At 58.5% G+C, this 12,979-nt stretch carries 12 protein-coding genes; all 12 read left to right on the top strand.

The features are described from left to right. The first annotated feature begins 82 nt into the window (after window positions 1-82). Window positions 83-886: a transketolase gene (locus EPE01S_RS05165; protein WP_062743651.1), complete on the top strand. Its 804-nt coding sequence runs from the start codon at window positions 83-85 to the stop codon at window positions 884-886. 2 nt (window positions 887-888) lie between these two features. Then, window positions 889-1,803 carry a transketolase family protein gene (locus EPE01S_RS05160; RefSeq protein WP_062743533.1) on the top strand — a complete coding sequence of 305 codons (915 nt, stop codon included), beginning with the start codon at window positions 889-891 and terminating at the stop codon, window positions 1,801-1,803. Between the two features lie 14 nt (window positions 1,804-1,817). After that, window positions 1,818-2,615, top strand: a complete 798-nt coding sequence (locus EPE01S_RS05155; protein WP_062743532.1) for a GolD/DthD family dehydrogenase — start codon at window positions 1,818-1,820, stop codon at window positions 2,613-2,615. A gap of 91 nt (window positions 2,616-2,706) precedes the next feature. Further along, window positions 2,707-3,642 carry a D-ribose ABC transporter substrate-binding protein gene (locus EPE01S_RS05150; protein WP_062743531.1) on the top strand — a complete coding sequence of 312 codons (936 nt, stop codon included), beginning with the start codon at window positions 2,707-2,709 and terminating at the stop codon, window positions 3,640-3,642. Between the two features lie 56 nt (window positions 3,643-3,698). Beyond that, window positions 3,699-4,310, top strand: a complete 612-nt coding sequence (locus EPE01S_RS05145) for a DUF2291 family protein (RefSeq protein ID WP_062743530.1) — start codon at window positions 3,699-3,701, stop codon at window positions 4,308-4,310. 10 nt (window positions 4,311-4,320) lie between these two features. Beyond that, window positions 4,321-5,871, top strand: coding sequence for a sugar ABC transporter ATP-binding protein (locus EPE01S_RS05140; protein WP_157075994.1), 1,551 nt, complete (start codon window positions 4,321-4,323; stop codon window positions 5,869-5,871). A gap of 20 nt (window positions 5,872-5,891) precedes the next feature. After that, window positions 5,892-6,959 (top strand): ABC transporter permease, encoded by a 1,068-nt coding sequence (locus tag EPE01S_RS05135; RefSeq protein ID WP_062743528.1) that lies wholly within the window; start codon window positions 5,892-5,894, stop codon window positions 6,957-6,959. Next, window positions 6,952-8,469, top strand: a complete 1,518-nt coding sequence (locus EPE01S_RS05130) for an FGGY family carbohydrate kinase (protein ID WP_062743527.1) — start codon at window positions 6,952-6,954, stop codon at window positions 8,467-8,469. The genes EPE01S_RS05135 and EPE01S_RS05130 overlap by 8 nt, the downstream gene beginning before the upstream one ends. A 10-nt stretch (window positions 8,470-8,479) precedes the next feature. Next, window positions 8,480-9,277: a glucose 1-dehydrogenase gene (locus EPE01S_RS05125; protein ID WP_062743526.1), complete on the top strand. Its 798-nt coding sequence runs from the start codon at window positions 8,480-8,482 to the stop codon at window positions 9,275-9,277. Window positions 9,278-9,447: 170 nt separating this feature from the next. Beyond that, complete coding sequence (gene lpxO, locus EPE01S_RS05120) at window positions 9,448-10,350, top strand: lipid A hydroxylase LpxO (RefSeq protein WP_062743525.1); 903 nt, start codon at window positions 9,448-9,450, stop codon at window positions 10,348-10,350. A 132-nt stretch (window positions 10,351-10,482) separates the two neighbouring features. After that, entirely contained in the window at window positions 10,483-11,925 is a 1,443-nt protein-coding gene (locus tag EPE01S_RS05115) for a YchO/YchP family invasin (RefSeq protein ID WP_062743524.1), read from the top strand. 146 nt (window positions 11,926-12,071) lie between these two features. Continuing rightward, window positions 12,072-12,977, top strand: coding sequence for a bestrophin family protein (locus EPE01S_RS05110; protein WP_062743523.1), 906 nt, complete (start codon window positions 12,072-12,074; stop codon window positions 12,975-12,977). Window positions 12,978-12,979: the final 2 nt, after the last annotated feature.

Here is a 12,979-nt window from a genome sequence, read left to right as displayed (position 1 = left end):
TTATTCGAAAACTAAATTGCCGCAGCAGACTGTCATATCAGCACGCTATCCCGCCCGCGGCGTCACAGATGAAGAGGTAATGATGGATTTTCAGGCAATCAAACAGACGGCGCGCCAGGCCCGGCGCTACGTACTGCAAATGAATCATCGGGCAGGCAAAGGGCACACCGGTGCCGACCTCTCAGAGGTGGATATCATCTGCACCCTGTTTATGGCGGTGATGGATCGCAGCCGTCCGCGTCCGGATCAGGATCGTTTCATCCTGTCAAAAGGCCACGGCGCTGGCGGACTTTACTGCAGCGCGGCGGCGATGGGGCTGATAGACCCGGCGATCCTTGACCAGTTTATGGGCGACGATACGCTGCTGGCGGGGCATCCCATCCACCAGAAGCTGCCTGAGCTGGTGGAAATTAACTCCGGAGGATTAGGCCACGGCCTGTCGATCGGTGTCGGCCTGGCGCTGGGGAACAAACTTTCTGGTCGTGCTGATCGCAGGGCCTTTGTCCTGCTGGGCGACGGCGAACTGGCGGAGGGGTCGAACTGGGAAGCCGCCATGTCGGCCAGTAAGTTCAGGCTGGAAAATCTGGTCGCCATTGTCGATCGCAACCGCCTGCAACTGGCCGGTAAAACAGAGGACATTATGCCGCTGGAGCCACTGGCCGATAAATGGCTGGCCTTTGGTTTTGAAGTGCTCGAATGCAACGGCCACGATCCCGAAGCGATAGCCGCCGCCGTGAACCAGCCGGGCATCGGTAAACCGCGCGTTATTTTAGCCAATACCGAAAAAGGGCACGGTATCTCCTTTATGGCCAACGTCCCGGCCTGGCATCACGCCGTACCTGACGATGAACAGCTGGCCCTTGGGCTGGCCGAGCTGGAGGATTAAACATGCAAGACTTACGCGACGCCGTGATTGCCACGCTGGTGCAAGCCCAGACCGGGGGGGCCGACCTCAGTGTAATGGTGGCTGATTCCACCTCTACGTCAAAAATTGCCCCGTTCGAGAAAGCCTTTCCTGATCGGGTGATCAACGTCGGCATTGCCGAACAGAATATGGTAGGAATGGCGGCGGGTATGGCACTGAGCGGCCGCACCGTCTTTACCGCTAACGCGGCCCCGTTCCTGTTTGCCCGATCAAACGAGCAGCTGAAAAATGACGTCTGCTACTCCGAAACCAACGTCAAAATGCTCGGCCTGAATGCCGGTTTTGCTTACGGCCCACTGGGGGCAACCCACCACTGTACTAATGATATCGCCATCGCCCGCTCGATGGGCAATCTGCAGATTTTCGCGCCAGCGGATGCAATCCAGGCCAGCGCCATCGCCCGCCACGCCATCAGCCATCAGGGGCCGGTCTATATCCGCATGGACAGCGACAAAGTGCCGCTGCTGCACGACGCGGACTATCAGTTTGTTCCCGGAAAACCGGAAGTGTTGCAGCAGGGAACCGACACCGTGGTGTTCTGCCTGGGCACGCTGGCTCATGAAGCGCTGGCAGCGAAGGACGACAGCATCACTATCGTCTCGCTGCCTTCCCTGTGGCCGCTGGACGAAGCGGCCGTCGTGGCCCTGATCGCCGCCCACCGTCAGGTCATCACCATGGAGGAGCATGTCCTGAGTGGTGGACTGAGCAGCATTATCGGCGAGCTGCTGCTTCAGCACAGCCTGCGCCAGCGCTTTGTTCCGCTGGGTATTCCCCCTTATGAATTTACCCACAGCAGCAGCCGTGCCGCCCTGCGTCGCCAGTTTCGCATCGATGCCGACGGTCTGCGAGCTACGTTAGAAAACCTGGTTGCCGCGTAAGGAGAGTGTGAAAAATGAGTCACGAATATGACGTCAACCTGCGCTACGGCGTAGACATTAACGGCGATTTGAGCGGTAAGGTCGCCGTTGTGACCGGTGGGCTCGGTGGGATCGCCATGGCCAGCAACCAGATGCTGTTGGAAAAAGGGGCGAAGCTGGCGCTGCTGTACCCGGCATTTGAACAGAGCAAAGTGGCAGAGGTAGCCGGGCAATTTGCCGCCGATCGCGTGCAGTTTGTCCAGTGTGATGTGACCGACCCGGACGCTGTCGAGCAGGCAATTGCACAGGTTGAAGCACACTACGGACAGATCGACATTCTGGTGAACTGCGCGGGCTACGTGATGTTACAGCCGGTGCTGGAAACTGACTTTAGCGAATGGCAGAAGCAGGTCGCTGTCAATCTGACCGGGCCGTTCCTCTGTTCGCAGGCGGTGGCAAAACGTATGGTGAAAGCAGGTAAAGGCGGAAAGATCATCAATATCGCCTCGCAGGCGGCCTCTATTGCCATTGATAACCATGTGGCTTACACCTCGGCCAAAGCGGGACTGCTGGGCATGACCAAAGTGATGGCGAAAGAGTTTGCGCCGCACAAAATCAATGTAAACACCCTGTCGCCGACCGTGGTGCTGACACCGATGGGCGAGAAAGCCTGGCGTGGTGAAAAAGGGGAGGCGATGAAGCAGCTGATCCCGATGGGACGCTTTGCCTACACGGACGAAATTGCCGCCGCCGTGCTGTTTTTTGCCGGCAACGGCAGCGACATGATCACCGGAGCCGATCTGATGATCGATGGTGGTTTCACTATTTGGTAAGACTTCAGACCGGCTTCGCCCAGACCAGAGACGCTGAGAATCAAACGCTGTACCTACACATAACAACATAACAAATTGCGAGAACATCAATATGAAAATGCGTTTAACGCTGTTAGCCGTTGCGACCGCCTGTACCTTCTCCCACGCCGCGTTTGCGGCAGAGAAAGGCACCATTATGATCCTGGTGAACTCCCTGGATAACCCGTATTACGCCTCTGAAGCGAAAGGCGCTAATGTGAAGGCTCAGGCGCTGGGCTATAAAACCACCGTCCTGTCCCACGGTGAAGATGTGAAGAAGCAAAGCGAACTGATAGATGCCGCCATCGGCAAAAAGGTGCAGGGCATTATCCTCGATAACGCCGACTCTACCGCCAGCGTCGCCGCCATTAAAAAAGCCAAAGACGCGGGTATTCCGGTGGTACTGATTAACCGTGAAATACCGGTGGATGACGTCGCCCTGGAGCAGATCACCCATAACAACTTCCAGGCAGGTTCCGATGTCGCCAACGTCTTCGTCGAAAAGATGGGCGAGAAAGGAAGCTATGCCGAACTGACCTGTAATCTCGCCGACAATAACTGCGTCACCCGCTCTAAATCCTTCCACCAGGTGCTGGATCAGTACCCGGAAATGAAAAGCATCGCCCGACAGGATGCCAAAGGCACCCTGATCGATGGTAAGCGCATCATGGACAGCATTCTGCAGGCACACCCGGATGTCAAAGGCGTGATCTGTGGTAACGGGCCGGTCGCGCTGGGAGCGATCGCCGCGCTGAAGGCTGCCGGACGTGACGACGTGATCGTGGTTGGCATTGACGGCAGTAATGACGAACGCGATGCGGTCAAAGCCGGGACGCTGAAAGCCACCGTGATGTTACAGGCGCAGGCCATCGCCGCCCAGGGCGTGACGGATATCGACAACTTCCTGCAGAAAGGTATCAAGCCAGAAAAACAGCGCGTTATGTTCCGCGGCATCCTGATCAACCAGGGCAACGCAGACAAAGTGCAGGACTTTAATTTCAAATCCTGAGTTAACGTTTTTACATAATGTTGCTGCGCCCCTGCGGGGGCGCAAAGGAGAGAATTATGTCCAGGCGAGTCTGGCTGACCATGGCCACTTTAGCCCTCGGAGGCTGCCGCATTGTGTCGCAGCAGGAGCTGGCCGATTTAAAAAATCCGCCCAACCCGGCGATGGCAAACGTCACCGCTACCTGGCAGCAAAAGATTGTGCCGCAGATAGTGAGCACGGCAAAACCCCTGGGCGAGATGATGGCATCGCTGGCGGCGGCAAAAGATTTTGACGCCGCCTGCAAGGCTTCGGGATATCGCAGTCAGGATGAAAACCCGTGCGTGTTCAGTGTGAAAATTCAGGGGGCGGTGACAGCGGTGAATACCACCTCACGCAGCGGGAAAATGACGGTGAAAGACGTCAGCGGCCAGGAGGTGGTGGTGCAGATTGGCCCGATTATTCGCGGCACCGCGCTACGGGATGCCTATCAGGGCGCGAGCTATCAGGATTTCAACGATCAGGTGCTGTTTGGCGACTACGGGCGCGCCATCAATAACCTGGCCTCGGCTGAGGTGCAAAAGTTGCAGCCGAAAGTGGGCGATAACGTCGAGGTTGACGGCGTCTTCAGCAGTTGGGATGTGCCGCAAACGCCGCCGGATGTTACGCCGGCCCACGTGGTACGCAAATAGAGGGGGCATGATGGCTGAGTATCAAATCGACCCACTGCCGCAACGTCAACAGCAGTCAGAGGTGGTGATTGAAGCGCGCAATGTCTCACGTATCTATCCCGGGGTCACAGCGCTCGACCAGGTGAACTATCGCGTCTATCGCAACAAGGTCAACGTGCTGATCGGGGAGAACGGGGCCGGTAAATCGACCATGATGAAAATGCTGGCCGGGGTGGAAGTGCCGTCTTCCGGGCAGATTTTCCTTGAGGGGGAAGCCGTCTCGCTGCACTCCACACAGCAGGCAGAAAAGCACGGCATCAGCATCATTTTTCAGGAACTGAACCTGTTCCCGAATATGAACGTGATGGACAACATTTTTATCGGTAATGAGTTTTTCCAGCGCGGCCGGATTAATGAGAAATATCAGTACCAGCTGGCGAAAGCCCTGCTGGAACGGCTGGAGCTGGATGTCGATCCTTACGCGCCGCTCGGGGAACTGGGCATTGGCCACCAGCAGCTGGTGGAAATTGCGCGTGCGCTGTCAAAAGACACCCGGGTACTGATTATGGACGAACCGACCTCGGCACTCAGTCAGTCCGAGGTCAAAGTGCTGTTCAACGTGATTGCCGCGCTAAAACGGCGCGGCGTCACCATCATTTACATTTCGCACCGTCTGGAAGAACTGATGGAAATTGGCGACCACATCACCATTTTCCGCGACGGGAAGTTTATCAGTGAGCGTGAGGTGCGTGACGCCAGTGTGCCGTGGATCATCGCCCAGATGGTTGGCGACAAGAAAAAACAGTTTGACTATGCCCCGGCCCGCCAGGGGGACGTCGTGCTGGAGGTCAGCGGGCTGACGGCGCTGCGTCAGGATGGCGGCTACAAGCTGAATGACGTCGGCTTCAGCCTGCGTAAAGGCGAAGTGGTCGGCATCTATGGCCTGCTGGGTGCCGGGCGCACCGAGCTGTTCAAAGCCCTGATCGGCCTGATGGGCTGCGAGCACGGCACGGTTTCGCTGAACGGCGAATGCCTCGATAAACGGGATTTCCAGTACCGGCTGAAAAAAGGCATTGCCCTCGTACCGGAAGATCGTAAAGGCGAGGGGATGATTGGCATGATGTCGGTGAAAACCAATATGACATTAAGCGATCTCAGCCTGCGTGGATTCCGCCGGGCGCTGGGCCTGCTGCGCCCGCAGAAAGAGACGGAAAAGGTGAACGAGATGGTGCAGCGTCTGGCGATCAAAGTCAGCGATACCGACCTGCCGATCACCTCTCTGAGCGGCGGTAATCAGCAAAAAGTGGTGCTGGGTAAGGCGCTGATGACCGGGCCGGAAGTGGTACTGCTGGATGAACCGACGCGCGGTATTGATGTGGGGGCAAAAACCGACGTGTATCAGCTGATCGGCAAAATGGCCCAGGAAGGACTGGCCGTGATGTTTTCATCGTCAGAACTGGATGAGGTGATGGCCCTGGCCGACCGCATTCTGGTGATGGCCGACGGGCGTATCACTGCCGATCTCCTGCGCGCCGATGTCACGCGCGAAACGTTAATCACTGCGTCAACACCGCATGAATAAGCGGGCCTGAGGAAGACAAAATGAATCAAAAATATCTGCTCTATATGTACCTGCTGAAGGCCAGAACCTTTATCGCGCTGCTGATTGTGGTAGGCTTTTTCAGCGTAATGGTGCCGAACTTTCTCACCCTGTCGAACCTGCTGATTATGACCCAGCACGTGGCGATCACCGGCCTGCTGGCGATTGGGATGACGCTGGTGATCCTCACCGGTGGCATTGATCTGTCAGTGGGGGCGGTTGCGGGGATCTGCGGTATGGTCGCGGGAGCGCTGCTGACCAGCGGCGTACCGATCTGGGGCGGGCAGGTGCTGTTCCTCAACGTGCCGGAAGTGATCCTCGCGGTGGCGGTATTTGGCATCCTGCTCGGCTTCATCAACGGCATGGTGATCACCCGTCTGGGCGTCGCACCGTTCATTTGTACCCTCGGCATGATGTATATCGCCCGCGGTGCCGCGCTGCTGTTTAACGACGGCAGCACCTACGCCAACCTGGTCGGCGTGCCTCAGTTGGGCAACACCGGATTTTCCCTGCTTGGCTCCGGCAGCTTCCTGGGGATCTATTTCCCGATCTGGCTGATGGTGGGCTTCCTGCTGACGGGACTGTATATCACCCGTAAAACGCCCCTGGGCCGCTATATCTATGCGGCGGGGGGAAATGAGTCTGCCGCCCGCCTGGCCGGGGTGCCGATTATTAAAGTAAAAGTCTTTGTTTACGCCTTCTCAGGACTCTGTGCCGCCCTGGTCGGGCTGGTTGTGGCGTCCCAGCTGCAAACCGCACATCCGATGACCGGCAATATGTTTGAGATGGACGCCATCGGTGCCACGGTACTCGGCGGCACCGCGCTGGCGGGTGGCCGTGGCCGCGTTTCCGGCTCGATAATCGGTGCTTTTGTCATCGTCTTCCTGGCTGATGGCATGGTGATGATGGGCGTCAGCGACTTCTGGCAGATGGTGATTAAGGGCCTGGTGATCGTCACCGCCGTGGTCATCGACCAGTTCCAGCAAAAGCTGCAAAGCAAAGTGGTGCTGATGCGTCGCCATGAAAAAAAGCAGGCGGCCGCGCCGCTCTCTGAGGTCAGCCATGGCTAGAGATCTGATTGTTGCCCTGGATGAAGGCACCAGCAATGTCAAAGCGGTGGCGCTGGATGCACGCGGTCAGCTGGTGGCGAAAGCCTCACGGCCGCTGACCGTGGCCACGCCGCAGCCAGGCTGGGTCGAACAGGATGGGCTGACTCTGTTAAATGCATCAATGACGGTACTGCGGGAGGTGCTGAACACGGTGGGTGAACACCGCGTGGCGGCGCTGGCGATCAGCAATCAGCGTGAGACGGCCATCGGCTGGGAACGCCAGAGCGGGCGTCCTGCAGGCCCGGCGCTCACCTGGCAATGCTCCCGCTCGGGGGCCTTCTGCGAGCAGCTCAAGCGCGACCATCAGGAGACCCTTATCCGTTCCGTCACCGGGCTGCCGGTGGCACCGCTGTTCTCTGCCTCGAAAATGCGCTGGCTGCTGGATAACACCCCGGATGGCCACCAGCGGGCAGCGAGCGGTGAACTCTGCCTGGGGACGATTGACGCATGGCTGCTGTGGAACCTTACCGGCGGCCAGCAGTTCCGCTGCGATACCTCCAATGCCGCACGCACCCAGCTCCTGAACCTGCGAAGCGGTGACTGGGATGCGTCGATGCTGGCCCTGTTTGGCATTCCGCGTGCGGCCCTGCCTGAGATTTGCCCCTCCGGCAGCCTGTTTGGGGTTACCCGCGGTCTGGCGGGGATCGCGGATGGCCTGCCGGTGATGGCGATGGTGGGTGATTCCCACGCCGCGCTTTACGGCCATGGGCTGGGGGCACCGGGGGGGGTTAAAGCCACCTACGGAACGGGCTCGTCGGTGATGGCCCCGCTGGATACACCCGACACCAGCATCACTTCGCTGGCAACCACGGTGGCCTGGCACGACGGTGAGCGGCTGGTTTACGGTCTGGAAGGCAATATTCCCCATACCGGGGATGGCGTAGCGTGGATGGCGCAGGCCACCGGTCTGACGGACGGGAAGGGGCAGGTTCTCAGCCGGGCGCTGCACGAGCTGCCCGCCAGCATTGACTCGACTTTGGGGGTCTATTTTGTCCCTGCGCTGACCGGCACCGGTGCCCCCTGGTGGGACGACCAGGCGCGCGGTGTGATCTGTGGTCTGAGCCGTGGGGTGACGCCCGCGCACCTGATCCGCGCCGCGCTGGAGGCGATCGCCTACCAGATTGCCGACGTGATTGAGGCCATGCGCCAGCATCCGGGCTTCCGTCTGGAAACGCTGATGGTGGACGGTGGCCCGACGCAAAACCCCTGGCTGATGCAGTTCCAGGCAGACCTGCTGGGCTGCCCGGTGGCACGCAGCAGCACCCCGGAGCTGTCGGCAATAGGGGCCGGGCTGCTGGCCCGTCGCACCCTGGGTCAGTTGAACGATCGGCAGTTACTGGCGCTGATGCCCGAGCACGATCTGTGGCAGCCAGATCCGCAGCGGCATGAGGCCTGTCATCAGAGCTGGCAGGGCTGGCAGGAGGCGGTACAACGCACTCTCTGGCAGCCTGCCACCCCCATTCAATCTTAAGGAGCAGCAGATGAATCGTGATTTTAGTGGTAAGACCGTGGTGATTACAGGTGCCTGTCGCGGTATCGGTGCCGGTATTGCCGAACGTTTTGCCCGCGACGGCGCGAACCTGGTGATGGTGTCGAATGACGAACGTGTACTGGCCACCGCAGACCGGATAAAGGCAACGTGGGGCAGTGAGGTCCTTGCCTTACAGGTTGATGTCACCGATGAAGCTCAGGTACAGGCGATGTACCGTGAGGCGGCGGCGCGTTTTGGTCGTATCGATGTTTCGATCCAGAACGCCGGGGTGATCACCATTGATACCTTCGACAAAATGCCGAAGGCCGACTTTGATAAAATCCTGGCGGTGAACACCACCGGCGTCTGGCTGTGCTGTCGTGAAGCGGCAAAATACATGGTAAAGCAGCAGTCCGGGAGCCTGATCAACACATCGTCGGGGCAGGGCAGGCAGGGGTTTATCTATACCCCGCATTATGCCGCCAGCAAGATGGGGGTGATCGGCATTACCCAGAGCCTGTCGCAGGAGCTGGCCCCCTGGAATATTACCGTTAACGCTTTCTGTCCCGGGATTATCGACAGCGAAATGTGGGACTACAACGACCGCGTGTGGGGAGAGATCCTCAGCACCGGGGCAAAAAAATACGGTAAAGGGGAGCTGATGGCCGAGTGGGTGCAGGGGATCCCGCTTAAACGGGCCGGACTGCCGGAGGATGTCGCCGGGCTGGTGGCGTTCCTCGCCTCCGACGATGCCCGCTATATTACCGGACAGACGATCAATGTGGACGGCGGATTGATTATGTCCTGATGCGGTTCACGGTGCCTTTCGTGCCCCAGCCATTTTGCCCGGCTGAAAAGTCTTTATACTCGCTCCAGTTATGGATTTTTCGGTGAAAGGTTCTTTTCATCCGCATAACGCAGGCTGACATTTACCGGCGGGATCATCTGGACGATCCCGGTCAACTGACGGGCAAAATAATGAAATATTTCGTGCTAATTATCTGGATCTTAACCGTATTGTATGTGCATCTGAGAGGGAGAGTTCGCTACGGATTCTGGCGACAGCTGGCCGACCATTCGTCCTTTGTCGCTCCTCTCAACGTTTTTATGTATCTCTTTTCCCGCATTCCCACCACGCCTTTTCTTCCTCCGACGCAGTTCCCCGAGCTGAAGACGCTACGAGAACACTGGCTGACTATTCGCGATGAGGGGCAGGCGCTGCTGGCGCTGCAGCAGATCAAAGCGTCAGATCGCTGTAACGACGCAGGTTTTAACTCTTTCTTCAAAACCGGCTGGACGCGCTTTTATCTGAAATGGTACGACGAGGCGCACCCTTCAGCGGCCACACTTTGTCCCCACACTACCGCCTTGCTGCGTGGCCTTCCCTCGGTCAAAGCCGCCATGTTCGCCTTGCTGCCGGACGGCAGTCGCCTGCCGCGCCATCGCGATCCCTATGCCGGGTCGCTGCGTTACCACCTGGGGCTGATCACGCCCAATGATGACCGCTGTTTTATTGAGGTCGATGGTGTGCGCTACAGCTGGCGCGACGGCGAGGAGGTGATTTTTGATGAAACTTATATCCACTATGCTGAAAATACCAGCGGGCAGCCCCGCCTGATCCTGTTTTGTGATATTGAGCGGCCCATGCTCGGGCGATGGGCACAGGCAGTGAATCACTGGTTTGGCCGACATCTGGTTGGGGCCGCTGCGGCACCGAACGGCGACAGTGACCGGGTCGGCAGCATCAACCGGGTATTCAGATACCTCTATGCAGTGCGTAAGGTGGGCAAACGCCTGAAGGCGTGGAACAAGCCGATCTATTACGCGATCAAATGGCTGCTGTTTGGCGGTATCGCGGTGGCCATCTGGCGGTCACTGTAAAAGTGCCGCGTCGGCTGCGCTGAGGCAGGTGGCCGGCCTGTCGCCTCCGTGGCTTTTTCTGTGCTAAGGTTAGCGGTATGATTTTGTGAAGCAACTCACACTTACACAGATAAAAAAATTGCTTTTGAGGTTATGAACAGATTCAGCCACTGGTTTTCTCCTTCGTCATCCCTGCTGGTTTCTCTGGCCCTCTGTGGCCTGCCGCTGGCCCCTGCGCTGGCCTTAGATGAGGCAACGCGCGTCCCGGATACGCCGTTTGACGATCCCGCCCGTTTCCGTCAGATGCAGCAGCAACTGCCGGGAATGGGGATCACCGATACCGACAGCGGGCTGGCGGCTAAAATCGCCCAGGCAGCGAAAAGCATCGGTGAAGCGAGTATGAACAACGACAGCGATAAATCGCTGCGTCAGGAGGCCGGCCAGTGGGCGTTTAATCAGTTTCGTGATGCGGCCACCCAGCGTGCTGCCAGCGAGGGGGAGCAGTTGCTCTCCCCCTATGGCCGTGCCAGCGTGTCGCTGGCGGTGGATGACGAAGGCAGTTTCAATGGCACCTCAGCCCAGCTTTTTACGCCATGGCAGGATAACTATCAGTATCTGACCTTCAGCCAGCTCGGCGTCCAGCAGACCGACTACGGCACGGTGGGCAATGCCGGCGTGGGGCAGCGCTGGATCGCCGGGAGCTGGCGGGTCGGCTACAACGCGTTTGTCGATGATCTGTTCGAATCTCATCAGCAGCGTGGCTCACTGGGCGCGGAAGCCTGGGGGGAATACCTGCGGTTTTCGGCCAATTACTACCATCCCCTGACCGGCTGGCAAAATCGCAACAGTACCTCACAGATGCGCATGGCGCGGGGGTATGACATCACCACCCAGGGGTATTTACCGTTTTACCGCCAGCTGGGGGTCAGCCTGAGCTATGAACAGTACCTGGGCAATCGGGTCGATCTGTTTAACAGCGGCAACGCCATGTCAAATCCCACCGCCGTGTCGCTGGGAGTCAATTATACGCCTGTCCCCCTGTTCACCCTGTCGGCCAGCCATAAAGAGGGGGATAGCGGTGAGTCGCAGGATCAGTTTGCCTTAAAAATGAATTACCGCATCGGCGTCTCCCTCAGGCAGCAGCTTTCGGCCAGCAATGTCGCGGCAGCGAAGTCCCTCAGCGGCAGCCGTTATGATGAAGTCAATCGTAATAACTCCCCGGTGATGGAGTTCCGCCAGCGGAAAACGCTGTCAGTGTTCCTCGCCACCCCGCCGTGGCAGGTACAGCCGGGTGAAACCCTGGCGCTGAAGCTACAGGTGCGCAACAGCAACCCGATCAGGGCGGTCAGCTGGCAGGGCGATACCCAGGCCCTGAGCCTGACGCCGCCGGCCGAGAATGCCAGCGTTAAGGGCTGGAGCATTATTATTCCGGCCTGGGACAGCAGTGAAGGGGCCAGCAATGAGTATCATCTGTCGGTGACGCTGGAGGACAGCCGGCAGCAGCGGGTAACGTCAAACTGGATCACCCTGAAGCTGGCCCCGCCGGTCACGCTACAGCCCGCTGACGACGGGAGTTTCGACCTGATGGCACCCTGAATTCAGCGGATTGTGCTGACCGCCGATCGGGCGGGTTTTGTCAATATGCCGCCCTGAAATAAAGGTGATCAAAGTCACAAAATACCGCTTCTCAGGCACGGGGATTTTCTGCACAATCGGCGGAAAATCCCACTCAACTGCACATCATGATTATCCGCCCTGAGAGTCACTGGTTTATCCGCCTGTTCGCCTGGCACGGTTCGGTATTGCCGGGCATCTGGTTCCGTCTGTCGCTGAATTTACTGATGTCCCTGATCGCCATTTTTTGTCTCGACTGGTACGAAACGCTGGGCATTAAGCTGACGCTGGCGCCGTTCAGCCTGCTGGGGGTCTCCATCGCGGTGTTCCTCGGGTTCCGTAACAGCGTCTGCTTCGGTCGTTTTATCGAAGCCCGTATGTTCTGGGGTAACCTGCTTATCGCCTGCCGCACGCTACAGCGCCTTGCGCTGGCCATTTCTCCCGCCGATGCGCCGCGCGTCACCTCCCTGCTGCTGGCCTTTTCCTACAGTCTGAAACACCAGCTGCGCCACAGCGACGCGCGCGAAGATCTCCGCCGCTATCTGGGGGAGGAGGCGGATGAGGTGCTGAAACGGCGTTCGCCGACTAACTTTATTGAGCTGCAGCTCTCCCAGTGGCTGGCCGATCAGCGCCGTCGCGGGAATCTTTCCGATATCCTGTATATGCACATGGACAGCAATATCAATCAGCTCTCCCAGGTGCTGGGCGGGTGTGAAAGGCTGGCCAGCATGCCGGTGCCGTTCGCTTACGGGCTGCTGTTACACAGAACCGTCTATCTGTTCTGTACGCTGCTGCCTTTTGCCCTGGTCCCGGATCTGCATTATATGACGCCGCTGGTTTCGGTGTTTATCGCCTATACCTTCCTGTCGCTGGATACGCTGGCAGAGGAGCTGGAAATGCCGTTCGGCCTGGCCACAAACCACCTGCCGCTGGATGCCATGTGTACCAATATTGAGATCAACCTGCGTGAAATGAATCTGGACGAGGATCTGCCGGACACCCCACGCCCGGACAGTCGTTACCGGCTGACCTGACG

Source organism: Erwinia persicina NBRC 102418, assembly GCF_001571305.1.
In the GTDB taxonomy this organism is placed as follows: Bacteria; Pseudomonadota; Gammaproteobacteria; order Enterobacterales; family Enterobacteriaceae; genus Erwinia; species Erwinia persicina.
Note: the sequence above shows the minus strand (reverse complement) of the source record. Positions and strands in the feature narration are given on the sequence as shown.

Coding starts and splice junctions, on each gene's coding strand:
- EPE01S_RS05160 (WP_062743533.1), top strand. CDS start 889: ATGCAAGACTTACGCGACGCCGTGATTGCCACGCTGGTGCAAGCCCAG.
- EPE01S_RS05115 (WP_062743524.1), top strand. CDS start 10,483: ATGAACAGATTCAGCCACTGGTTTTCTCCTTCGTCATCCCTGCTGGTT.
- lpxO (WP_062743525.1), top strand. CDS start 9,448: ATGAAATATTTCGTGCTAATTATCTGGATCTTAACCGTATTGTATGTG.
- EPE01S_RS05125 (WP_062743526.1), top strand. CDS start 8,480: ATGAATCGTGATTTTAGTGGTAAGACCGTGGTGATTACAGGTGCCTGT.
- EPE01S_RS05140 (WP_157075994.1), top strand. CDS start 4,321: ATGGCTGAGTATCAAATCGACCCACTGCCGCAACGTCAACAGCAGTCA.
- EPE01S_RS05110 (WP_062743523.1), top strand. CDS start 12,072: ATGATTATCCGCCCTGAGAGTCACTGGTTTATCCGCCTGTTCGCCTGG.
- EPE01S_RS05130 (WP_062743527.1), top strand. CDS start 6,952: ATGGCTAGAGATCTGATTGTTGCCCTGGATGAAGGCACCAGCAATGTC.
- EPE01S_RS05165 (WP_062743651.1), top strand. CDS start 83: ATGGATTTTCAGGCAATCAAACAGACGGCGCGCCAGGCCCGGCGCTAC.
- EPE01S_RS05155 (WP_062743532.1), top strand. CDS start 1,818: ATGAGTCACGAATATGACGTCAACCTGCGCTACGGCGTAGACATTAAC.
- EPE01S_RS05145 (WP_062743530.1), top strand. CDS start 3,699: ATGTCCAGGCGAGTCTGGCTGACCATGGCCACTTTAGCCCTCGGAGGC.
- EPE01S_RS05150 (WP_062743531.1), top strand. CDS start 2,707: ATGAAAATGCGTTTAACGCTGTTAGCCGTTGCGACCGCCTGTACCTTC.
- EPE01S_RS05135 (WP_062743528.1), top strand. CDS start 5,892: ATGAATCAAAAATATCTGCTCTATATGTACCTGCTGAAGGCCAGAACC.